This is a genomic window from Planococcus beijingensis (assembly GCF_016820615.1).
Lineage (GTDB): Bacteria > Bacillota > Bacilli > Bacillales_A > Planococcaceae > Planococcus > Planococcus notacanthi.
Genome location: NZ_JADHDZ010000004.1, coordinates 381281 through 402892, shown reverse-complemented (window position 1 = coordinate 402892; position 21612 = coordinate 381281). Strand labels below are relative to the sequence as shown.

At 45.3% G+C, this 21612-nt stretch carries 26 protein-coding genes and 1 riboswitch; of the genes, 23 read left to right on the top strand and 3 right to left on the bottom strand.

What is annotated here, in order from left to right:
- The first annotated feature begins 214 nt into the window (after positions 1–214).
- From IRE19_RS13050 to IRE19_RS13010, 9 genes are all read left to right on the top strand, one after another.
- Positions 215–1633, top strand: coding sequence for a purine-cytosine permease family protein (locus tag IRE19_RS13050; RefSeq protein ID WP_203340725.1), 1419 nt, complete (start codon positions 215–217; stop codon positions 1631–1633).
- A gap of 73 nt (positions 1634–1706) precedes the next feature.
- On the top strand, positions 1707–2186 hold the full coding sequence (locus IRE19_RS13045) for an SRPBCC family protein (protein WP_238943208.1): 480 nt from the start codon (positions 1707–1709) through the stop codon (positions 2184–2186).
- A gap of 527 nt (positions 2187–2713) precedes the next feature.
- Positions 2714–3841, top strand: coding sequence for an HD-GYP domain-containing protein (locus IRE19_RS13040; protein WP_203340724.1), 1128 nt, complete (start codon positions 2714–2716; stop codon positions 3839–3841).
- A 17-nt stretch (positions 3842–3858) separates the two neighbouring features.
- Positions 3859–4203, top strand: coding sequence for a DUF3307 domain-containing protein (locus IRE19_RS13035; protein WP_203340723.1), 345 nt, complete (start codon positions 3859–3861; stop codon positions 4201–4203).
- 11 nt (positions 4204–4214) lie between these two features.
- On the top strand, positions 4215–6038 hold the full coding sequence (locus IRE19_RS13030) for an adenylate/guanylate cyclase domain-containing protein (RefSeq protein WP_203340722.1): 1824 nt from the start codon (positions 4215–4217) through the stop codon (positions 6036–6038).
- A gap of 106 nt (positions 6039–6144) precedes the next feature.
- Positions 6145–6600, top strand: a complete 456-nt coding sequence (gene fliW, locus IRE19_RS13025; RefSeq protein ID WP_203340721.1) for a flagellar assembly protein FliW — start codon at positions 6145–6147, stop codon at positions 6598–6600.
- Between the two features lie 3 nt (positions 6601–6603).
- Positions 6604–6828, top strand: a complete 225-nt coding sequence (csrA, locus tag IRE19_RS13020; RefSeq protein ID WP_203340720.1) for a carbon storage regulator CsrA — start codon at positions 6604–6606, stop codon at positions 6826–6828.
- Positions 6829–7003: 175 nt separating this feature from the next.
- Positions 7004–8092, top strand: a complete 1089-nt coding sequence (locus IRE19_RS13015; protein WP_203340719.1) for a flagellin N-terminal helical domain-containing protein — start codon at positions 7004–7006, stop codon at positions 8090–8092.
- A 429-nt stretch (positions 8093–8521) separates the two neighbouring features.
- Positions 8522–8698, top strand: coding sequence for a YjfB family protein (locus IRE19_RS13010; protein WP_203340718.1), 177 nt, complete (start codon positions 8522–8524; stop codon positions 8696–8698).
- Positions 8699–8732: 34 nt separating this feature from the next.
- Here IRE19_RS13010 and IRE19_RS13005 read toward each other — a convergent pair whose 3' ends face one another.
- Entirely contained in the window at positions 8733–9602 is an 870-nt protein-coding gene (locus IRE19_RS13005; RefSeq protein ID WP_203340717.1) for a DNA endonuclease, read from the bottom strand.
- A gap of 196 nt (positions 9603–9798) precedes the next feature.
- Here IRE19_RS13005 and IRE19_RS13000 point away from each other — a divergent pair, with 196 nt between their 5' ends.
- The 13 genes from IRE19_RS13000 (at position 9799) to flgL (ending at position 19074) form a co-directional block, all read left to right on the top strand.
- Entirely contained in the window at positions 9799–10545 is a 747-nt protein-coding gene (locus tag IRE19_RS13000; RefSeq protein ID WP_203340716.1) for a glucosaminidase domain-containing protein, read from the top strand.
- 127 nt (positions 10546–10672) lie between these two features.
- Entirely contained in the window at positions 10673–11017 is a 345-nt protein-coding gene (flaG, locus tag IRE19_RS12995) for a flagellar protein FlaG (RefSeq protein ID WP_203340715.1), read from the top strand.
- 18 nt (positions 11018–11035) lie between these two features.
- Entirely contained in the window at positions 11036–12517 is a 1482-nt protein-coding gene (gene fliD / locus IRE19_RS12990) for a flagellar filament capping protein FliD (RefSeq protein WP_203340714.1), read from the top strand.
- Positions 12517–12906: a flagellar protein FliT gene (gene fliT, locus IRE19_RS12985; RefSeq protein ID WP_203340713.1), complete on the top strand. Its 390-nt coding sequence runs from the start codon at positions 12517–12519 to the stop codon at positions 12904–12906. The genes fliD and fliT overlap by 1 nt, the downstream gene beginning before the upstream one ends.
- A 21-nt stretch (positions 12907–12927) precedes the next feature.
- Positions 12928–13302: a flagellar export chaperone FliS gene (fliS, locus tag IRE19_RS12980; RefSeq protein ID WP_203340712.1), complete on the top strand. Its 375-nt coding sequence runs from the start codon at positions 12928–12930 to the stop codon at positions 13300–13302.
- A 237-nt stretch (positions 13303–13539) separates the two neighbouring features.
- Complete coding sequence (motA, locus tag IRE19_RS12975; RefSeq protein ID WP_203340711.1) at positions 13540–14349, top strand: flagellar motor stator protein MotA; 810 nt, start codon at positions 13540–13542, stop codon at positions 14347–14349.
- The gene (gene motB, locus IRE19_RS12970) at positions 14327–15091 is read left to right on the top strand and encodes a flagellar motor protein MotB (RefSeq protein WP_203340710.1); all 765 of its coding nucleotides are present in this window, start codon (positions 14327–14329) and stop codon (positions 15089–15091) included. The genes motA and motB overlap by 23 nt, the downstream gene beginning before the upstream one ends.
- 10 nt (positions 15092–15101) lie before the next feature.
- Positions 15102–15536 carry a flagellar basal body-associated FliL family protein gene (locus IRE19_RS12965; protein WP_238943207.1) on the top strand — a complete coding sequence of 145 codons (435 nt, stop codon included), beginning with the start codon at positions 15102–15104 and terminating at the stop codon, positions 15534–15536.
- Positions 15537–15636: 100 nt separating this feature from the next.
- On the top strand, positions 15637–16065 hold the full coding sequence (locus tag IRE19_RS12960) for a flagellar protein (protein ID WP_203340709.1): 429 nt from the start codon (positions 15637–15639) through the stop codon (positions 16063–16065).
- A gap of 28 nt (positions 16066–16093) precedes the next feature.
- Entirely contained in the window at positions 16094–16363 is a 270-nt protein-coding gene (gene flgM / locus IRE19_RS12955; RefSeq protein WP_203340708.1) for a flagellar biosynthesis anti-sigma factor FlgM, read from the top strand.
- A gap of 29 nt (positions 16364–16392) precedes the next feature.
- Complete coding sequence (locus IRE19_RS12950) at positions 16393–16878, top strand: flagellar protein FlgN (RefSeq protein ID WP_203340707.1); 486 nt, start codon at positions 16393–16395, stop codon at positions 16876–16878.
- A gap of 25 nt (positions 16879–16903) precedes the next feature.
- A complete protein-coding gene (gene flgK, locus IRE19_RS12945; protein WP_203340706.1) occupies positions 16904–18175 on the top strand; it encodes a flagellar hook-associated protein FlgK in 1272 nt (423 codons plus the stop codon).
- A gap of 17 nt (positions 18176–18192) precedes the next feature.
- Positions 18193–19074: a flagellar hook-associated protein FlgL gene (gene flgL, locus IRE19_RS12940; protein ID WP_203340705.1), complete on the top strand. Its 882-nt coding sequence runs from the start codon at positions 18193–18195 to the stop codon at positions 19072–19074.
- Positions 19075–19127: 53 nt separating this feature from the next.
- On the opposite strand, the gene IRE19_RS12935 is transcribed toward flgL, so the two are convergent.
- Together IRE19_RS12935 and IRE19_RS12930 are read right to left on the bottom strand one after the other, a co-directional pair.
- The gene (locus IRE19_RS12935; RefSeq protein WP_203340704.1) at positions 19128–19967 is read right to left on the bottom strand and encodes a flagellar hook-basal body protein; all 840 of its coding nucleotides are present in this window, start codon (positions 19965–19967) and stop codon (positions 19128–19130) included.
- A 16-nt stretch (positions 19968–19983) separates the two neighbouring features.
- The gene (locus tag IRE19_RS12930) at positions 19984–20820 is read right to left on the bottom strand and encodes a flagellar hook-basal body protein (RefSeq protein WP_203340703.1); all 837 of its coding nucleotides are present in this window, start codon (positions 20818–20820) and stop codon (positions 19984–19986) included.
- Between the two features lie 221 nt (positions 20821–21041).
- Positions 21042–21128, top strand: a riboswitch (cyclic di-GMP riboswitch).
- Between the two features lie 82 nt (positions 21129–21210).
- On the opposite strand from IRE19_RS12930, the gene flgB reads away from it, so the two are divergent.
- Complete coding sequence (gene flgB / locus IRE19_RS12925; RefSeq protein ID WP_191715138.1) at positions 21211–21612, top strand: flagellar basal body rod protein FlgB; 402 nt, start codon at positions 21211–21213, stop codon at positions 21610–21612.

Sequence of the window (21612 nt, the reverse complement as noted above, 5' to 3'; positions counted from 1 at the left end):
AAGAAGTACGTAATTTTAGCCGTCCCGGCAGTTTAGTTTGGACGGAAAAAATTCCGCTATTTTTTTGTCTTTTGTGAATGAAGTTTAAGCTGTTCCCCTCTTCCAGCCTCAGAACGACTCCTTGATATCCACTCACGTACGCGAACGGGAATAGGCCAAGCCTACACGCATTCCCAAAGGACAATGAAAATTGAATAAGAAAGGAATTGATTGGATGAGATCTGAGATTACTGCAGATCAAGAGTTAGTCAAAAAGAAACAAAGCCATGGAGACGAATCAACAGGCGACTATACGTTTGACCGTGTTCCCCGGGAAGAACGTAAAATGGGTTGGTTGAGCATCACCAACATCACATTCGGCATTGCCACTGCTATTTTCTACTTCCAGATGGGAAGCGTCATGGCACTGCAATTCGGAGCCGCCAACGCCATCATTTCTGCCATCTACGCGATTCTCGTCGCAGGCATCCTCGGTACCATCATCGTTTACCTATCGGCCAAGTCCGGTATGAACGTCAATTTATTATCCCGCGGAGGGTTCGGTTACATCGGAGCCTCAATAACCTCCTTAATCTACGCATCGAACTTTATCATGTATTGCGCTTTTGAAGGCATGATCCTGGTCGCTGCAGTCCATGCTTATTTCCCCGCCGTCCCCATGTGGCTTCTGATTATCGGATTCGGTTCAGTGGTAATCCCATTAAACTGGTTCGGCATTAAACAATTGGACAAATTACAAAAATGGTCTTTGCCGGTATTTGCGATTTTCCTGGTTGCGGCAATTTATGTAGCTTTCAACACCACATCAAAATTTGACGGAAATTTCTGGACCTATATGCCTGAAGGCGTGCAAATCGGTGGAACCGCGTTGCTGTTGTGCATCGGGATGCAGCACGGCATCATGGGACTCACTGCGTTGATCGCTTCCGATTACGCACGTTTCCTGAAACCGAAAGATTTGAAAATCGGATCGGTCGCCATCGGCTTTATTCCGCAGATTTTCTGTTTTGGCGTTATGGGCGGACTCGGCATCTGGTTCGGTGTGACACTTGGCGAATCCAACCCGGGTGTCTATATCGTCGTCCTGCTTGGGCTTGGCGGTGTGCTGTTTACGATGCTGACGCAAATCCGCATCAACATCACCAATATCTACAGCAGCTCGCTGTCCCTGTCGAGCTTTTTTGAGAACATGTGCGGCTTTACACCGGGTCGCCGTTTCTGGGTTGTCGTGGCAGGCGTGATCGCCATTGTCTTGATGCTTGGCGGCATCGTGGACCACCTGGATGTCGCGATGACGTTCCAAGGGGTAGCGCTGATGAGTTGGGCATCGATTCTTGTGACGGACGCTTTGGTCGTCAAGAAGTGGCTGAAGATCGGTCCGGGCTATTACGAATCCAGACAGCGAAACTTGTATAAATGGAATCCGGTCGGCGTTGTGTCATTGCTGGTGCCGACTGCACTTGGCACCATCGCAGCCCTTGGCTACATGGGCACTTTCCTGCAAAGCACAGCCGCGTTTTTCGCGTTGATCCTGGCATCGATTTTGACGGTCGTTTTGGCAGTAGCTACAAAAGGGCGCTATTACGTGAAACGGGAAGCGCACGATATTCCAAAAGAAGATTATATTGCCTGAGTAAAAATTCTGCGTTACACTGGTGGCAATAAAACGTATAGTTGTCTATTCCTATTCAGAAAGGATGATCGAGTTGACGACTTCTACGGTCGTGTTATCTATGGCGCGCCGATTCAATGCCAGCGACAAAGCCGTATACGAAGCTTGGACGGATCCGCAACTGATGAAGAAATGGCTGTTTACGACAGAAGACACCAACCAGGTAACCAAGAACTCCTTGCGCGCGGGCGGAAGCTGGGAAATCACCGACCGCCGGGAAGGCACCGATTACCGGGCAGTAGGCGAATACCTCGAACTGAAGCCGCCGCATAAGCTGATGTTCTCTTTCAAGATGCCGCAGTTCAACGACCTGGAAGACCGCATCACGGTATGGATTTCCATGGTGCAGAACGCCTGTGAAATGGCGTTTGTCCAGGAAATCACTGTGCCGCATGAAGAAGGCTGGACGGAAGAAGACATCAAAAAAGCCGGCGAAGACTACAGCAGCCAAAGCCAAGAAGGCTGGAGTTTGATGTTTGAGAATTTGAGGCAGTTGGTGGAAACACCTGAATAGGAAAACCGCAATCTCCCCAAACCGGAGAGATTGCGGTTTTTTTATTTGAAACAGTGCAACCAAAAAATATGGGTAATATTGCATAATGGCATTTAAAAGGATATGATCGACAAGAAATAAAAAAATGTTAAAAAATAACGCAAGAATGACAATGACCCTAAGTTTCAGCTTGTAGACAAAGGAATAGTTATATCTTTTAAAGAATAATTATTCATTTTATCTTATTTACACCAGATCCTACGCTCCAGGCGGACGCTTTCCGCGGGCTCGCGCCGAACTAACTCGGGCTCGGGTCCGAGTGGATTTCGACACTTCGCTATCCCGCAGGAGTCGCCGCCTTGCGCTTCGGATCTTTCAGTCACGTGATGATTCGTTTCATCCGAGCTGTTTTTATGTGACTGGCCAGCCCGGTTGGAGGGATACACTGTTATTCATTTTGAATAGACTTTGTCTACAGTCTACCTAAGTTCATTAGTAAGTTGAACCGCTGAAAAGGCGAACCTACTTTAGCATATCGGAGGAAGTCCATGACCCAAATAACGGATTTGGAATTTAAAGTTCAAGAGCTGGTAACGTTGTTGGAAGCATCCAAGCAATTGAACTCGAATATCGAAATGGAAGAAGTGCTCGAAAACATCCTGTTGCAGATGGTGCAGATTGTAGGAGCAGAAGCAGGGACCTTGTGGGTATTGGACAAGGAACGGCAACAGATCAAGGCGTCTGCAGCTTACGGCCCGTCTGCGTCGGACATCCTCAACATCGAACTGGAACTGGATGAAGGCATTGTGGGAAAAGTAATCCGGACGGGTGAAGCCCAGCTGATCGAACATGTAGCATCCAATCCCGACTGGACAGACCGTGTGGATCATTCAAGCGGATTCGTGACCAAGTCAATGATCACCGTTCCATTAACGGTCAAAGGAAATGTGCTTGGCGCTTTGCAGCTGCTGAACAAAAAAGACATCGCCTTTTTCTCCGAACAGGACATCCGCCTGGCCGTGGCGCTCGCCAATCAATCCGCATTGGCGCTCCATAACAGCCAGATGTACGACGAACTGCAGCGCATGCTGCTGAGCATGATCCGGACGCTGGCAAAAGTGCTGGACGCGCGCGACCCTTATACCGCCGGACATTCGGAGCGCGTAGCGAAATACTCGCTGTGGATCGCCCAGAAGCTCGAGTTCGATGCGCATACTTGCGAAGAATTGTATAAAGCAGCGTTGCTTCACGACATCGGAAAGATTGGTATCGCAGACGATATCCTCCGGAAACCTGACCGGCTAACAAATGAAGAGTATGAAGCGATTAAACAGCACACGGTAATCGGAGCGGACATCCTGTCCAATATGGAGCCGAAAGACGCGGTGGCGCATGCCATGGAAACCGCGCTGTCCCATCATGAACGGCTGGACGGCACTGGCTACCCGCATGGACTGCCAGGAGATGACATTCCCTTATTTGCACGGATTGTCGGTGTGGCAGATGCTTTTGATGCCATGACCACGGCGCGTTCCTACAGCGAAGGCTTGTCTTTCCGCTTGGGTGCAGAAGAATTGATCCGCTGCAGAGGCACGCTGTTCGACAGCGAAGCCGTAGATGCTTTTACGGCAATTCTTGCCGACTGTGATTATGAATTGGAACGTTATGAGAAATAGGAAAGAGGCTGTCGGCTATGAGCCAGTTTGATTACTTATTGATTGCCCACTTGATCGGCGATTTTCTGCTGCAGACCGGCTGGATGGCGAAACACAAAGCCAGCAAATGGCTGCCTCTATTAACACATGTCTCTATTTACACGGCGGTCATTGCGCTGTTCGGCCATTTCTCAGGAGGCTTGTCCTTTGCGGCAGTGGCCATCGTTTTTATCGGCCATATTATTCTGGACCGGAAAACCTTTGTTTTATTTTGGGTGGAGCGGGTCCAGACGGCTAAAGGGCCGGAGAAGGTTTGGCTGTCGATCATGGCTGACCAGATTTTCCATATTATTTTGCTGGCTGTTGCCGTAGCGATTTCTTAGGAGTGAAGACCATGAAGCCCAAAACCTATGTGCTTGAAAAAGAATATGCAGTAGACCGGAAAACCGCTTGGCAGCTGCTCGCAGACAATAACCGCATGAACCTCTACATCGGTTTGTTTCCGGTAAGCTTCAGTCCGGCAAAACAAGACGGCGCGGAAGTGTTTTACCGGGAAGCCCATGCCAAAGTGCTGGGGCTTGTGCCGATTTCGTGGCAGGAGTTTCCGTTCCAGTGGCAGGAAAACGACAGCTATACCGTTGAACGCCGCTACCTGACAGGTCCGCTCAAGCATTACACCTTGAAAGTGGAGCTGTTCGACAATGGAAATAAAGGGACGCGGGTCAAGCTGACGGCTGATTTTACGCCGCTTAATCCTTTAGGATATGCTGCTATTTGGGCGACCGGCCTGCCGGCTATCAAAAAGATCATGCGTTATTTGGACGATTATTTGGCGTCGGATGCAAAAAACGTTTTGGAAGCGCCGCAAAAACCGGCAACCGTCAAAATCAACCTGCTGGAACTGGACCGGTTGTCGGCCTTGCTTGCCAAGTCACCTGTCGATGGCAGCTATGTCGAACGGCTGCACCAGTATTTAGCCGGGAAAGGCGACCATGACGTCGCGCAGATCGAACCGATTCAACTGGCGAAGCTGTGGAACGCCGATTTGGATGATACCTTGCGCGTGTTGCTTTATGCCACAAAAGCGGGCTTGCTGAACTTGAGCTGGAACGTCATCTGTCCGAATTGCCGGGTGTCGAAAGTCGAGCACAGTTCATTGGCGCAGCTGGAGCAGGAATTTCATTGCAACCTGTGCGGCGTCAATTACGATGCCAATTTCGATCAATTTGTCGAGCTGAACTTCTCGGTGCATCCAAGCATACGCCAAGCCTATGCCGAAGTGTATTGCATCGGAGGGCCGATGATCACGCCGCATGTCAAAGCGCAACAGGTGATCCAACAAGGCAAAACTGCTTGGTTTGTGATTCCGGAAGGCGAAGATGCGCTGCGTTTTCGGGTGTTGCAAGCGAATGACAGAGTCATTGTAGATAGTCATACCGAAGTGGGTTCGCTGGATTATTCCGATGCGGGCTGGTCACAGGATTCGGTATCAGGCTCTTGTGAAGTCTCCATCACAAACTCAAGTTCAATGGATATTGTCGTCGCCTTGGAGCATGCTGATTGGAACAAACAGGCGGTGACAGCTGCCAAAGTGACGGCGATGCAGGAGTTCAGGGACCTGTTTTCTTCAGAAGTGCTGTCGCCCGGCCAGAAAATCGGCATCGATCATGTGACGATCCTCTTTACGGATTTAAAAGGCTCGACTTTACTGTATGAAACGGTGGGGGATTCGAACGCTTATGGCCAGGTGCGCAATCATTTTGATTTCCTGACCGGACACATCGCGCGAAATTCAGGCAGCGTCGTAAAAACGATCGGCGACGCCGTCATGGCGATATTCAATAAACCGGAAGACGGATTGAAGGCGGCGTTGGCCATTCAGAAAAACCTGGCAGCGTTCAATGACACAGCGAATGAAGACCTGGTGCTGCGCCTCGGTTTGTACAGCGGAGCGGCCATCGCCGTCAATTCCAATGACCGCCTTGATTACTTCGGACGGACCGTCAACCTTGCTGCTCGTATCCAGGGACAGGGCGAAGGCAATGACATCGTCATCAGCCGTGAGGTATTGGCGCAGCCGATGTCGGCGGAATTATTGTCGACTGCTGGTGTGGAGCTGGAGGAGTTTTCGGCTGCCTTGAAAGGCATTGATGGAGCGGTGGAGTTGGTAAGAGTCCGGTTAAGGGAAGAGTTGTTGATTGAAGAGCAGACGGGTTGAACGGTTTCCAATAGCTGGAGCTAATTAAAAATAGTTTGTTAATAAATGCCTGTTGAGATATCTTTATCTTAAGAGGCATTTTTTTGTTATGGAAAGGGAGTTGGGCATGAAAGTTCAAACAGAACAATTCGGTGAAGTGGAACTGGCAGAAGAACGTGTCATCACGTTTGATAGAGGAATTCCAGGATTTGATGAATATAAAAAGTATGTGTTGCTGCCGGCAGATGCAGAAGAGGAATCGCCATTCTTTTTCCTGCAGTCAGTAGATACGATGGAAGTCAGCTTCTTTCTGGTCGATCCGTTTACGTTTTTCCAGGATTACGACATCAAATTGGAAGAGCAGATGGTGGAGCGGCTGCAGCTGGAAGATCCGTCAGATGCTATTGTATTAACGACGGTGACAGTTAAAGACGACATCAGCGGAGCGACAACCAATTTGAAAGCGCCGTTGGTCATCAACAATAAGAAGCAAAGCGGTATGCAGATTGTACTGAACAACAAAGACTACCAGATCAAGCAGGCTTTATTCCAGAGCGGTGACACCGCTGCAAGGCAGGTGTAAAGAATGTTAGTACTGGGACGAAAAAAAGGCGAAACGATCATCATCAACGACGACATTGAAATCACGGTGACCTCTATAGAAGGGGACATGGTGCGCCTCGGCATCAACGCGCCGAAGCAAGTGATCATCCACCGGAAAGAAGTGTACCTCGAGATTCAGGAAGAGAATAGGCAAGCAACTTCGAATATCATCAACTTGAGTGATTTTTTGAGCATGAAGAAGAAATAGAGCGAGAGCCTGCAGAATTTGCAGGCTTTTTAATTGGTTTGAAAAGAAAAAAGAAAAACTTTCAAAAAACGCTAAACATTTATGAAACCCCTCCGATATAACTACTGTAAGGCAGTTCAAAAGGATTTGGGCGCTTGCAAAAAAAACAAAAAACATTACACGGAGGTAATACACAATGATCATCAACCACAATATCGCAGCACTTAACACACACAGACAAATGGGCTCAGCTCAAAGCGCACAAATGGACAGCATGGAGAAATTGTCTTCTGGTCTTCGCATTAACAGTGCAAAAGATGATGCAGCAGGTCTTACAATTTCTGAAAAGATGCGCGGACAAATTCGCGGGTTAGAGCAAGCTTCGACGAACGCACAAGATGGAATTTCGTTGATTCAAACTGCTGAGGGTACATTGAATGAAACTCAGGATATTCTTCAGCGTATGCGTGAACTAGCAGTTCAATCTGCCAACGATACAAACACAGATACAGATCGTAACGAAATCCAAAAAGAAGTAACTGAATTAGCTTCTGAAATCACAAGAATCGGTAATGATACTGCATTCAATACTAAAGATTTGTTAAACGGCGAATTTAAAGCTACTTTCCAAATTGGTGCAAACTCGGGTCAAAATCTTTCTATCTCAATCGGTGATATGCGTTCAGAAGCTCTTGGAGTTGGTACTAACTACACTGCAAATGCAACTGGAACTGAAATTGCGTATAAAGATGCTGAAGGAGCTGACGCTACAGCTACTTGGCAAGATGCTGTAAAAGCAGCACCGGCAGTAGCAGCAGTAGCAGCAAGCGATGGACCAGATGGTATAGCAGGAAATGCAGATGATATAGCAGCAGTAGCAGCAGTAGATGCAGTAGAGGCTTCAGCAGCTGGTTATTACAATGGTACTGATCTTGTAGTAGCAGCAGATGCTCAATTTGCAGCAAATGCTACTGGTGTAGCAGGAATTGACGTTTCTTCACAAACAAATGCTGATAAAGCAATCACAACAATCAACAATGCAATCGAATCAGTTTCTTCTGAGCGTTCTAAACTTGGTGCAAGCCAAAACCGTTTAGATCACACAATCAACAACCTGAACACATCTTCTGAAAACCTAACAGCTGCGGAATCAAGAATCCGTGACGTTGATATGGCGAAAGAAATGATGGAACAAACAAAGAACTCGATTCTTGCACAAGCATCACAAGCAATGCTAGCTCAATCCAATCAAATGACTCAATCAGTTTTACAACTGTTGAGATAATTGATTCTAGGGCGTCTAACCGGGTAACGGGTTAGAGTATAACTGGGTGAATTGCTGGAACTTCCTAAAGCCCCATCAACCACAACGTAACTGGAAACGGTCGGCGTGACGGTTTGAAAATGATGAGGATGGACCAATGGATAATCAGCAGCCAAGCTCCTGTGAGGAAACTCTGGGGAAGGTTCAACGACTAGGATAGACCGTCTAAGGCGAAAGCTATGGCGATGAAATCCGTAGGGTGGCAAGCGACATTCGAAGTGCCCAGCCCCTCTAAATAGAGGGTGAAGATATAGTCTATTCTATGATCGAAAGACATAGCGGCAAAGCAGGCCAACCAAGCACCACAGCAAGTACTACAATTGCTGCGTTAATCTTAAAAATGAGAAGGAGCCTAATTTTAGGCTCCTTTTTTCATAAGGAGGCAATCTAATGGATATCGCCGCATTATCAATGGCCTTAAGCCAGATGAACGTCCGGACTGAAGCGAACGTATCGATTATGAAGAAGACAATAGATCAGGCAGAAACAAACGGTCGAGATGTTGTGAAGATGCTGGAGCAGTCTGTTCAGCCTCATATTGGAAGTTCTCTTGATATAAAAATCTAAAAAGGAAAAAGATCTCATACTTTGAGATCTTTTTTTAATCCGGCAATATATACTCACTGTTATTCTTTCGCAGCTCAGCCCATTTATAGACAACGGACCAGTACGGCCGGTTCAAGTGAGCTGCAATTTCTTTATCGGTTCGGCCTTCTCTTTTCATTTTGCATAATACCTCGCATTCTTCCTCGGTATAATTTTTCTTTCGATCAGACGAACTGACAATTACTTCGTATCCTGGATAAGATTCTTGATATCTCTTAACTTCCTGCGAAAAACGGAATTCCCAATCTGTTTTGTGATACATAGAAGGGCAATCTCTAGATACTTCGCCAACTATTTTCAGGAACTTCATTGTTTCACAGACTTTTGTTGTTTTTAATATATAACCAAACCCATCTGATCTCTTACTGGTGTTAACTTCTACTGAAAATTGAGTGTGGATATGCAATTTTAGTTTGCATAGGTCTTCTAAAGAAAGACATTGCAAGTAAAGATAGATATGCGGCGTTAAATAAATAGTTTTTTTCAAGTGATTCTTACTAACCGATATAGACAGCGAACCGTCATCTAAAAATAAAGTTGTCAGAAACAATGGGGACTTGCACAGTTTCAGCATTTCTAGAGAAACAATTTTATCGCCGTTTGAATTATAAAAATGATTAAACATTTGTGTTAAAAGAGGCAAGGAGGGAGAGACTAGGAAAGAACAAGATTTATTAAAATAAAAAGTGGGCGGTAGTAGATTCAATTTCCAAATACGGTAATCTAATTGTTGGATACTGAAATGCTCCCTATAGCTATTATTTTTTCGACGAGATCCTGGATACCTCTTAGTGATTTCTCCATCTCCTAATATACTAGCGATTAAGACATTTTGTTCGTCTGATGTTAGAACATGTAAGTCCATAGTGACCCTCCTTTAATTAAGAGCATATGTTCTTTTTTAATATACTATGAAGTAGTTGTAATTGTCTAATTACTGTCGCATTAATTTAATTCAAGTTTAAAAATAAACTTTCTCTCCCACAATTATCCTATTCTTTTTTCCTTCGTTATCTTGTAAACTAAACAAGATTAACTCAAGCAAGGGGTGTGAGAACCGCATGACCAGTCCGATTTCTAATAATTTTCTTTTATATAATACAATCGCTTCGATGGCGAAGTCGATGCCCGCTTTAGGCAAGGCCGACAATGGCGCTAATTCCGTCGGCAGTTCGACGAGTCCGAGTACGTTTTTTGCAATGTTGATGAACGCAATGATGGAAAGTATGGAACAAACGAATACCGGGACCGGGACGGCTCCGCAAACAGGCGTTCAGGCTGCTGCGCCATCTTTGACTACACCGTTAACGGCGCCACTCGCGAATTCTTACAATCCGGCGATTACGATTCCGCCGATCGATAAGAAAGAAGTACCGACTGCTGCGACGGATACGAGTGATTTGAAGTTCAAGCCGACGCAATTTATCAAGCTGGACAATACACTGGAAGGCAAGTTGGGCGGAACAGCTGCTCACTTTATCAACGCTGGAAAGAAATACGACCTGGATCCGAATTTATTATCAGCCATCGCCATCCATGAAACCGGCAATGGTTCATCACGTGCGGTCAATGATAAGAATAATGTCGCCGGCATGATGGGCAAGAACGGCCTGCGGAGCTATGCTTCTGTAGAAGACAGCATTTTCGACATGGCCCGCAACCTGCGCCAAAATTATTTGAATGAAGGCAAAGACACCATCGCGAAGATCGGGGCGAAATACGCGCCGGTTGGAGCCGCTAACGATCCAACCGGGTTAAATAACCACTGGACAAAAGGCGTCAGCAATCATTATTCCAAACTCACATAAGATAAGGCAGGCTCTTTACGGGCTTGTCTTATTTTTTTTGATTTAATGCTAAAAAAATCTGCTTTTCTGCCGATAACTAATATAGAGAACCATTTAGCGAGTTTAACCAATTAGGAGAGTGTCCATTATGGAAGTAACCAATACATCAATACCGCATTTTCCGAAAGTCAATGAGGTGGATCCAGTAGTCTCAAAGGAGACAGCTGGTGCTGGAAAAACCAACAGCGAAAACTTAGAAAAACCTATTACTAAGGAAGCAATCATAGATAAAGTGGACAGCATGAACAAATTTTTAGAGCCAACATCGACAAACGTGAAATTTCAGCTGCATGAAGAGCTGGAAGTTTATTATGTGCAAGTCATTGATTCCAAAACTGACGAAGTTTTAAGGGAGATTCCTAACAGGAAGTTTCTGGATATGTATGCTTCGCTGGATGATTTAGCAGGCTTGATGATGGACGAGAAACGATAAGAAGGGAGTGAAAACCCAATGCGCGTTGGCGGATTAGCATCGGGCATGGATACCGACTCAATCGTCAAAGACATGATGAAGATCCAAAAGATGCCTTTAGATAAATTAATGCAGCAAAAAACGTTTACCGAATGGCAGCAAGAAGCAACTCGCGATACGAACCTGTCCATGACGAACCTGCGCACAAGCGCCAGTAACTTACGTCTGCAATCGTCATTCAACTCTTATAGCGCCACGTCGCCGACTCCAAACAGCTTCACGGTTGCGACAACAGCGAATGCGATGAGCGGATCGTATCAAGTACAGGTAATAAGTGTGGCGAGTGCAGCGAAGTTGAATTCAGCTAACTCAGTTACAAATTCAGCAGGTACTGCGGCAAAATCAACAGACCAAATCGGTGTAGCCGGAAGAATCACCATAGGCGACATAAGTATCGATGTGGCGAGCACCGATACCTTTGCGGACGTAGCCAAAAATCTACAGGACAAAACAGCAGCTTCAGTTCCAGCGTTACGGGCCAGCTTTGACAACACGACTTCCCGATTTTTCATCGCGACAAAAGGGATGGGCAGTGAACAAGCTTTTACAATGGAGTTTAAGAATGCAGATGGAACAGCAGAAAATACAGACTTAGCTGCAAAAATTGTCAATAATGGCAGTGCTACAGCAACGGCCGATGGAGCCGCCGATGGATCAATCAAGTTCGATGGCATTGACATTACAGGATTGAAAACTAATCAAACGACCGTCAATGGATTAACGATTAATCTATTACAGACTTCTGAGACAGCATCCACCATCAACGTCCAATCCAACCCGGAAAAACCACTGGCGATGATCAAAGACTTTGTCGACAAATACAACGAAACCATCGAAAACCTGCAGAAGCAGCTGGTCGAAAAGCGCTACCCGGATTTCCAGCCTTTGTCTGACGAACAGAAAAAAGACATGACGGAAAAGGAAATCGAATTATGGGAAGACAAAGCACGGAGTGGTTTATTGCGCAATGACCCCGTATTGAAATCCGCCATGCAGGACTTGCGGAGAGCTTTTATGGACAGTGTAACCGGTCTTGCGGAAGGCAATATCAATCATTTATCGCAAATTGGCATCAACACCGGATCGTATACAGAAGGTGGTAAATTATTCATTGATGAAAAGAAATTGAGCGAAGCGCTTACCAATAAACCCGATGAAGTAATGGCGCTTTTCACCACACGTGATGCAGCGGGGAATGGTGTCGGTGCAAGAGTCTATGACACATTGAACAACATCGTCAAAAATCTCAGCGAAAAAGCTGGCAGTTCTTCAAGCTCGGTCGATAACAGTACATTGTCCAAAAAGATCAAACAGATGAACGATGAAATCAGCCGCTGGCAGGACCGTCTGACACGTGTTGAGGACCGCTACTGGAAGCAGTTCACTGCAATGGAGAAGGCGTTAAGCCAAATGAACTCACAAAGCGCCTGGATGCAGCAGAACCTGTTTGGAGGTGCGTAATGAACAGCGCGAAATCGATCATGCATGCATTTCTGAAACAGACACAGGAACTTTATGAAAGAGCGCAAACTATCCATTCCCGCATGGAAGCCAATGAAGAAGGAACAGTCGAAGCTCTTGAAACCTTATTCTTCCGGCGGCAGGAATCGATTAAGCAATTGGAAACGTTTATGAGGCAAAAAAACTTTCAATGGACTACAGAAGAACACTTCATCATCGAGCAAGTAAAAGAAAGTGACCAGCAGCTCCAACAATTGCTTAATAACCTTCATTTTGCCTTCCTGACGCAGATCAAACGCATTGCCCAAACAAAAGAAGTATCGAAAAAATACAACGGTGCTTATCAAACGATGGCCACCGGCGGTTCATTTATAGACAAGCGCAACTAAAAGCAAGGGGGAATTATTTACATGGCAACGATTAATCCTTACCAGACTTACCAGCAAAACTCAGTACTGACCGCATCACCGCAGGAGCTGACGTTAATGCTTTACAACGGCAGCCTGAAATTCATGAAAATGGCAAAGCGTGCGATGGCCGAAAAGAAATTCGAAGAAAAAAACACCAATATCATCAAAGCCCAAAACATCGTTCAAGAACTTCGCATCACTTTGGATTTGGAGATCGAAATGTCAGCCGCTCTTGCCCAGATGTACGAATACATGTACACCCGCCTGATGGATGCCAACATGAAAAACGACATAACAGCCCTGGAAGAAGTGGAAACACTCATGGCTGACATGCGCAACACCTGGAAACAGGCGATGGTTTTAGCAAAAAAATAATTAATTTAACCAAATTTACTGATCAAACGATCTCACCAGTAGATATAAAAATTGTGGAAGACTTGGAGTTACTTATAGCTCAACAATTTTTTTAGCGCCGGCGCGTCCACGGGCTAGGCGAAGCAAGAAGACGGGCGTATTTTGCCCGGCTTCTTGCGGGAGCCATGCCCAAAGCGTCCGAAGCGATGTGCAACAGGTAATTTTTTAGTATGTATATAAATGAAATGAGGTATGAACGTGGATAAGACATCATGGATAGGGGTCATCATGGGATTTGCGGTGCTGGTTGGCGGAATGATCCTGAAGGGATCAAGCCCGATCGCATTATACAATCCTGCGGCGTTGGTAATCATTTTTGCTGGAACCATCGCCTGTATCCTCGTTGCCTTCCCAATGGATGAAGTAAAGAAAATCCCTAGTTTGTTCAAAGTGATTTTCAGAAACGAGAAAACGGTCTCCATCAAAGAAATGATTCCCATGTTCACTGGATGGGCGATGTTGGCGAGAAAACAAGGTTTGCTGGCACTGGAAGAAAAAGCGGAAGAAGTGGAAGATCCGTTTTTGCAGCGTGGATTGAAAATGGTCGTCGATGGCCAATCACAGGAACATATTCGTGATTTGATGGAAGAAGAAATCGCCGCCATGGAAGATCGCCATGAATTGGGTGCGAAAATCTTTGCGCAAGCTGGAACCTATGCACCGACACTCGGTGTATTGGGTGCCGTGATTGGACTCGTTGCCGCACTTGGCCATTTGGACGACGTGGCGCTGCTCGGAAAATCGATTTCCGCAGCCTTTATCGCTACCTTGTTCGGGATTTTCTCAGGCTATGTATTATGGCATCCATTTGCCAACAAGCTGAAGCGGAAATCCGAACAGGAAGCCAAAATGAAAATGATTATGCTCGAAGGCTTGCTAGCTGTTCAGGAAGGTTTGCCTGTCCGGACAGTAGAAGAGAAATTATTGACTTATTTGCCGGCGAAAGACCGTGTGCTCGACTCTGAAGAAGGAAGCGGTGTTCCACTTGAAGCGCAAAAAGAAGCATGAAGAACACGTTGATGAAGCCTGGCTATTGCCTTATGCAGATATCTTAACGTTATTGTTGGCGTTATTTATCGTCCTCTTTGCAGCGAGCGAAGTGGATTCAAAGAAATTCCAGGCGATTTCCAGTTCGTTCAATAGCGAATTGCAGGGCGGCACCGGAATCCTGGATCAGGAAGCGCCGGTCGAAAGCTTAGATCCATCGACGACCGCTAAGTTGAACGAGGATCTGCCATCGGGTGAAAGCGAAGAAGAAATCCTGGCTGCTAAAGACCAGCAGGAATTAGAGGATTTTCAGACAAAGATTGAAGCGTATATCGATGAAAAAGGGCTATCGCCTCGCCTGCAAACCGAGATGACTGTAAAAGGATTGATGATTACCATTAAAGAAGGGGTTTTATTCGAATCGGGCAGTGCTGATATTATTGGCGGTTCACAGACCATTGCGGATGAGATTTCGAATCTGCTGGTTTCCGATCCGCCACGGATGATTTTCATTGAAGGGCATACCGACAATATTCCGGCAGGAACAAAAGAATATCCGACGAATTGGGAATTGAGTTCTGCACGCGCCATTAATTTCATGAAAATCCTGTTGGAGAACGACAAGTTAGATCCGGAAAAATTCAGTGCGACCGGCTACAGTGAATACCATCCGATTGCCACAAACGATACGCCTGAAGGACGGACAGAAAACCGCCGTGTCGAAGTGTTGATCTCACCTTACGAAAAAGAAACCGAAGAATAAGAGGTGCACCATGGGGAAATTGGGGAAATTAGAGAAAATAATCGCCATTGTCATTATCGCGACTATTGTCGGCGGAGGCGCCGCATTTTATGTGGGGCAAAAAGATGCTGAAGCGGAAGTGGACAAGCCGCTCAGCGCTGAAGAAGTGGAAAAATTGAGCGTTGCCACCGATATCATTACAACCAACTTGGCATCTCCCGGAAGTTATGGCATTGTCCAATTCAATATTTTGTTAAGTGATAAAGACACAAAAAAAGAAGCGGAAAAACGGACCGCTGAAGTGCGTGCTGCGGTTATCGCAACAGTTGCAAGCTTCGAGAAAGACGAACTGATCGGTGAAAATGGGATTGAAACGCTCGAAACCGAGCTTGCCGCCCGTTTAGCTGAAGTTTTTCAAAAAGGTACTGTCGACCGGGTGCTGGTGACAGAATTTAAAGTGCAATAAGAAGATTTCTTTAAATAAAAGAGAAATAAATTGAAATTACCACTAAACTTTTCGTGGAAACTACCGATAATAAATCTATAGAGAAGATCAGGTGAATGATATGGGAGCAAATCAGCTGGATAATTGCCGGATTTGCGGTACATTATACCTTAAAGACCACACGGATTACTGTTTGGACTGCTACAAGGATATCGAGCAGGAATTCAAGACAGTGAACGAATTTTTAAAAATTGAAAGCAATCGCTTTGCGAATATTCGAGAAACCAGCCAATCCACAACTGTATCTGTTAAGCGGATTACCGATTTTATTCGCGATGGACGCATCTACGCGGATGACTTCCCGAATTTGGGTTATCCGTGCAAACATTGTGGTACAGAGATTAAGAAACAAATCCTATGCGATGACTGTTACACTGAGTTTGCGGCGGAAATCGATGCGACATTGAAAAACGATGAGTTTTTGCAAGCTATCGGCAGAAAACGGGAAAGGCCGAAGATCAATGCGCAATACTGGCAAGCACGAAAATAAAAAACTTAAACTAAAGGGCGGTGAAGGAATGAATATTGATAAAACGAATGCTTCTTCCTTTATTCAATCTTATCAAAAAATGCAGGTGACTCCGGCAGCTAAGACGAAGCCGCTGCAAAAAGAGGACGAATTGCAGATTTCAAACCAGGCTAAGGCTATGTTTGAAAAAAACGCCAGCGTCGATATTGAAAGACAGGAAAAGATCAAGATGCTAAAAGCGCAAGTCCAATCCGGTGAATACGAAGTCAACAGCGACAAAGTAGCCGAACAAGTTTTTAAATTCTGGTTTGATAAGTAAGTGGAAAACATGAAAAAGGAGGGTATCGGATGCTGAATTTAGTAGTCAATACGCTGGATGAATTGATCAGTATACAAAAACAGCTTATCCGTTATGCCGAACGCAAGCAGACTGTGTTGATCGAACGAAAAGTCGATGAACTGACGGAGCTTGTGAAAGAAGAAGCAAAGCTGGTCAAACAGCTTAGCCAATTGGAAGACGAACGGCAACTGCTTGTGGCCGACGTATTGGAAGAGCATCCGGGTCTGACATTCAGCCAGTTTGCGGAACAGATTCCAGATGAACAAGTGAGACAAGAGCTGCATTTACAATTGAAAACCTTACAAATGCTTTTAACAGAGCTTCAGGCGAAAAACAAAAGCAATGAAAAAATCCTGGAAGACTCAATGAGCTTTGTTCAACATATGATCACCCAAGTAACAAAATCAAAACAACAGCAATTTAACTACCAATCGCCGGCAGGGCAGCAGAAACCACAAACAACCAATCAAGGCTTTTTCGATACAAGAGCCTGAAGGTTGCAGGAAAGCAGGGAAAACAATGGTCTCATCATTTCACGGTTTGGAATTAGGGAAGCGCGGATTGTCCGTTGGGCAGGCAAGCATTTCAACAACTGGCCAAAACATTGCCAACGTCAATACGAAAGGCTACTCACGCCAGCAGGTGAATTCAAGCGCTTCGCCATCTTTGGACGTTTGGACCAGCCAAGGTGCGAATACTGGCCAACTTGGAACCGGCGTTAACCTTGATTCGATCACCCGTGTAAGAGACTTTTTTTTGGATCAGCAATTCCGGGATCATTCAGAAACTCTTGGCCAGTGGCAGGCAAAGCAGACGACATTGGACCGTTTGGAAACCATCGTCAACGAACCGAGCGACAGCGGCTTGAATACTGCGATGGACGGACTGAAAAATGCGTGGCAGGATTTGGCCAATGAGCCGGACAGCCTGTCTGCACAGGCAGTAGTGAAAGAACGTGCGCAAGGCTTTATCGAAGTGGCCCAGTCGATGAACAAGTCGATGGACAATTTGAACAGTGAACTGTTGCAGCAGTCGCAGCAGACCGTTGAAGAAGCAAATGCCTATTTAAAACAGATAGCAGACTTAAATAAAAGCATCGTCCGCGACGGCAACCAGTCAAATGATTTAAAGGACAAACGGGATGCGTTGGTGGAAGAACTATCGACTTTGATGTCCATCAAAGTCGATGAAAAATCGAATGGCAGCTATTCCATCAGCCTTGCTTCCAACAACCAGCCATTGGTCAGCGGTGAAGAAGTTTCTGAAATCGATGACAAAGCCGGTGCTGAGGGAAATAAAGTATATGGTGGTAAATTAGCCGGACTGAGCGAGTCAATGGACATTGCAAAAGATTATCAAGCGAACCTGAACAAAGTGGTTGCTGATTTTGCGTCAGCCAACAGCATGTCCGCAACCGGTGGGAAGGATCAGGCTTTATTCATCGGCAATGCGGCAGAATTCAAGCTTTCGGAGTTGAAAGTCAATTACGCAGCTGACCCTTTAAAGCAGCCAGCTGGAACAGGAAAAACATCCGAAGCGGCGCAAAGCGATTTCCGTAAACTGGTCAGCCAGCTTGGTGCGCAAAGCCAGGCAGCGGTCAACTCTGTAAGCAATCACGGTGCAGCTCTTCAAGCGACGGAAAACCGCAGGCAGTCCGTAACCGGTGTTTCCCTTGATGAGGAAATGGCCAATTTGATCAAATATCAGCATTCATACAATGCGGCAGCACGGTTAGTATCAATGACAGATCAGATGCTGGATACCATCATCAACCGTATGGCCGCCCGTTAAGTAGAGGGGGAAGCAAGATGAGAGTGACACAGCAGATGCTCAACCAAAATTCGATCCGCAACATGAATCAGAACTTGAGCCGTTTTGAAAAAATCAATAATCAGGTGTCGACAGGAAAATTGCTTCACCGGCCATCGGATGATCCAAATGGAGTCAGCCAAGCAATGAACTTGAAAAGTTCACTTGCTGCCAATGCACAAGCTGAACGCAATACCAGCGAAGCGAAGTTATGGATGGATGAAACCGACCAAAATATCGGTTCCATGGTGGATGTCGTGCAGCGGGTTCGCGAGCTCGCCGTACAGGGCAATAACGGCACTTTATCCGAACATGACCGTACAGTGATTTCCAAAGAAGTGGAAGAATTGACGGAGCAGATGCGCCAATTGGCGAATGCCAAGATTAATGGAAAGTCGTTGTTCAATGGCCAAAAAACCAGCGAAATTCCTTTCCCTGAAAAAGGAAACTATGCTTTTGACAGCAACGGACTGAGCGCAAAAGTGGTTAACGTCGGAGAAGGCATCAGTATCCAATCCAGTGTCTTACCGGATGACTTGTTTGGATCAGCGACAGACGACAACAATCTCTTCAAAACATTAGAAAGCATGCATGCTTCTCTGCAGGCTGGAACTTCCATTGATTTGGAGAAGATCGATAAAGGAATAGAGCGGTTGTTGACAGCCGCTGCTGAAAACGGCGCTCGCCAAAACCGTGTGGAAGCCGTAGAAAATCGGATGCTCGACAGCAACCTGCAATTGAAAACGATGCTGTCAAATGTTGAAGACATCGACTACGCGGAAGCGATCATTAAGTTGACCAGCGAAGAAAGCGTCTACCAGGCCAGCCTTGCTGCTACTTCAAAAATAATTCAACCGAGCTTGATGGACTTTTTAAGATAATTTAAAAACGATAAAAAGAGCAGGCACCCCGCGGGGTGCCTGCTCTTTTTGCATTATCCTTTAATCGAATTGACCAAGCCCATCATATCATCTGCGTAGGAAATGGCTCTTCCTTGTGATTGAAACAATCGCTGCGTTGCAATCAATTCGGTCATTTCATCGCTAAGTTCCACATTGGATGCTTCAAGCGCACCTTGCTTAATGCTGACGGAACCGTCATTTTGTTGGGACAAGTTGATCAGCTGCAAATTGCCGTTGGCGATTTGCTCAGCTTCGGTGCCGGCCAGGCGGTAAAGATTGCCGCCTGCTTTTTCAAGTGAATTCGTCCGGTTTACTTGGGCGATGCCCATTTGGATTTCTACCGGTTGTTTGGGATCGTTATAGGAAATTTCCAAAGCACCATTTCCATTCAACTGAAGGGTTTTGTAATCGGCATCAAAAACAATTGGCTGGTTGTTGGCCCCAAGAACAGCTTCTCCGTTGGCAGTGACCAAACTTACTTGATTGGAATTTAAAATCGGTTGAACTTGGAAAGAACCGTCTTTTGTATAAGATACTCCGTCTTCGGAAGAAACCCGGAAATAAGCGTTTTCTCCTTGGATCATGAAATCAAGCGGCCGGTCGGTTTGACGGACAGAACCTTGTTCGTTGCGTACGGCTGTTTGTGAAAGAATAGCGCCCGCTCCAATGCGCAAACCATAAGGTGTATTTCGTCCGACTTCATGTTGCTGGCCGACTTGTTTTTCGATGGATTGCACCAGTGCGTCTGAAAAACTGGCTTCCTGGCGCTTATAGCCATTGGTGTTGACATTGGCAATATTATTGCCGATCAAATCGATTTTCTTTTGCAGTTCACTCATTGTATTACTGGCTGTATTCATTTGGATATTCAACTTTATAACTTCCTCCTTACACGCGTCCTATTTCATTGACGGCTTTTTCCATGCTTCGATCATATGCTTGAATCACTTTCTGGTTGGATTCGAAGCCCCGGTATGTCGTCATCATATCGGTCATCGTCCGAGTCAGGTCGACATTCGACTGTTCAATAAATCCTTGTTTGACAAAGGACTCTGTATTATTAAGAAGAGCAACATCCCCAACATTTTGAGGAGCTTGATCTGCATCTCCTTGCCAGCGCAATAAATTCTGGCCTTCTTTTACAAGTTGATCGGGATTTTCAGTATGGCCAATCCATAGACGCCCCACTTGTGTACCGTCAGCCAAAACGACTTGGCCGTTATCGGCTACAGTAAAGTCAGTGGACCCGACTTGAATCGGCTGCAGGTTTTCGCCTAATACCGGGAATCCTTCGCTAGTCGTTAATGTGCCTTCAGGATTTACAGCGAAGGTTCCATTTTTTGTGTAACGTGTATCTCCATTTTCAGCAGTGACTGCGAAAACCATAGTGCCTTTTTGTTGAGTATCTGGATTTACGGGAAGCAGCTCATCCAATAAAGCCATATCTGTCGAATTTCCGGTTTCTTTTAAAGGACCTTGCAAAAAAGAAGGAATTCCTTCTTGAGCATATACTCCTGTAGTTAAAGTCCCGATATTTTGTGAGGCTATTGTACCTTTTTTACCGGTTTCCATCGCTTTAATCAACTGATCAGGAAAAGCGCGAAGGACCGTTTGATCTTCTTTAAATCCAGGAGTATTGGCATTAGATAGGTTATTTGTCAATATTTGTTGTTGCCTATTATTGGCCATCATCCCTGATGTAGCAGTATATAATCCACGAAACATGGTCTTTTCTCCTTTTTGAACAACGGTTAGTATTTCTCGCGTAGCATACCATTAAAAAAACGAAAAAAATAGAGACTATTCTATTAAAATGGAAAAAATATGATAAAAAATTTTATTAAATAAAAATATACAAAAATGTAGAAACATGATACTATCACTTTGCTATTATTTTTTGAAAATAGTACGAAATAACGAGTTTGAAAATCAAATACTTGAAATCATTGTGATAATGGCAAACTTATTCGAAAGATAAAGACGCAAAGCCACGGGCCTAAATACGCAATGTACAGGGCAGCCGGGTTACCAAAAATGGTAGATTTAAAATAAATCCACCTTTTTTAAGGGTGGATTTTTATATACCAAATAACTGTAAAAAAAAGGAGTTTATTGATGAATATATTCCCTAAATCTCTGGAAACGATGGAACAAGCTTTATCGGCTTCCACTTTACGTCAACGGGTTCACTCGGCAAACATCGCCAATGTGGATACGGCCAACTACAAAAGCAAAAAAGTCGATTTTCAAGCGGCCTTGGATACAGCAATGAATAAACAAAGCTTAACGAGTTATAAAACAAATGATCAACATCTATCGTTCAGCAATGAAGTTTCCAAAACGACGACAGAAATTACTACTAATCATTCCACTCAATACAACAACAATGGCAACAATGTCGACATGGATGCCGAAATGGCCGAGCTGGCCAAAAACCAATTATGGTATAACGCGGTCACTGAACGGGTCAACGGCAAGCTTAACAGTCTCAGCTCCGTCATTAATGGAGGGAGATAA

Bases quoted from the DNA above. Each gene is read 5' to 3' on its own strand.
- fliW (WP_203340721.1), top strand. From the start codon at position 6,145: ATGAAAGTTCAAACAGAACAATTCGGTGAAGTGGAACTGGCAGAAGAA.
- IRE19_RS13000 (WP_203340716.1), top strand. From the start codon at position 9,799: ATGACCAGTCCGATTTCTAATAATTTTCTTTTATATAATACAATCGCT.
- flgB (WP_191715138.1), top strand. From the start codon at position 21,211: ATGAATATATTCCCTAAATCTCTGGAAACGATGGAACAAGCTTTATCG.
- flgM (WP_203340708.1), top strand. From the start codon at position 16,094: ATGAATATTGATAAAACGAATGCTTCTTCCTTTATTCAATCTTATCAA.
- IRE19_RS13015 (WP_203340719.1), top strand. From the start codon at position 7,004: ATGATCATCAACCACAATATCGCAGCACTTAACACACACAGACAAATG.
- flgL (WP_203340705.1), top strand. From the start codon at position 18,193: ATGAGAGTGACACAGCAGATGCTCAACCAAAATTCGATCCGCAACATG.
- IRE19_RS13030 (WP_203340722.1), top strand. From the start codon at position 4,215: ATGAAGCCCAAAACCTATGTGCTTGAAAAAGAATATGCAGTAGACCGG.
- IRE19_RS13010 (WP_203340718.1), top strand. From the start codon at position 8,522: ATGGATATCGCCGCATTATCAATGGCCTTAAGCCAGATGAACGTCCGG.
- IRE19_RS12930 (WP_203340703.1), bottom strand. From the start codon at position 20,820: ATGTTTCGTGGATTATATACTGCTACATCAGGGATGATGGCCAATAAT.
- flgK (WP_203340706.1), top strand. From the start codon at position 16,904: ATGGTCTCATCATTTCACGGTTTGGAATTAGGGAAGCGCGGATTGTCC.
- IRE19_RS13050 (WP_203340725.1), top strand. From the start codon at position 215: ATGAGATCTGAGATTACTGCAGATCAAGAGTTAGTCAAAAAGAAACAA.
- fliD (WP_203340714.1), top strand. From the start codon at position 11,036: ATGCGCGTTGGCGGATTAGCATCGGGCATGGATACCGACTCAATCGTC.
- IRE19_RS13035 (WP_203340723.1), top strand. From the start codon at position 3,859: ATGAGCCAGTTTGATTACTTATTGATTGCCCACTTGATCGGCGATTTT.
- IRE19_RS12965 (WP_238943207.1), top strand. From the start codon at position 15,102: ATGGGGAAATTGGGGAAATTAGAGAAAATAATCGCCATTGTCATTATC.
- fliT (WP_203340713.1), top strand. From the start codon at position 12,517: ATGAACAGCGCGAAATCGATCATGCATGCATTTCTGAAACAGACACAG.
- IRE19_RS12950 (WP_203340707.1), top strand. From the start codon at position 16,393: ATGCTGAATTTAGTAGTCAATACGCTGGATGAATTGATCAGTATACAA.
- flaG (WP_203340715.1), top strand. From the start codon at position 10,673: ATGGAAGTAACCAATACATCAATACCGCATTTTCCGAAAGTCAATGAG.
- csrA (WP_203340720.1), top strand. From the start codon at position 6,604: ATGTTAGTACTGGGACGAAAAAAAGGCGAAACGATCATCATCAACGAC.
- IRE19_RS13040 (WP_203340724.1), top strand. From the start codon at position 2,714: ATGACCCAAATAACGGATTTGGAATTTAAAGTTCAAGAGCTGGTAACG.
- fliS (WP_203340712.1), top strand. From the start codon at position 12,928: ATGGCAACGATTAATCCTTACCAGACTTACCAGCAAAACTCAGTACTG.
- IRE19_RS12960 (WP_203340709.1), top strand. From the start codon at position 15,637: ATGGGAGCAAATCAGCTGGATAATTGCCGGATTTGCGGTACATTATAC.
- IRE19_RS13005 (WP_203340717.1), bottom strand. From the start codon at position 9,602: ATGGACTTACATGTTCTAACATCAGACGAACAAAATGTCTTAATCGCT.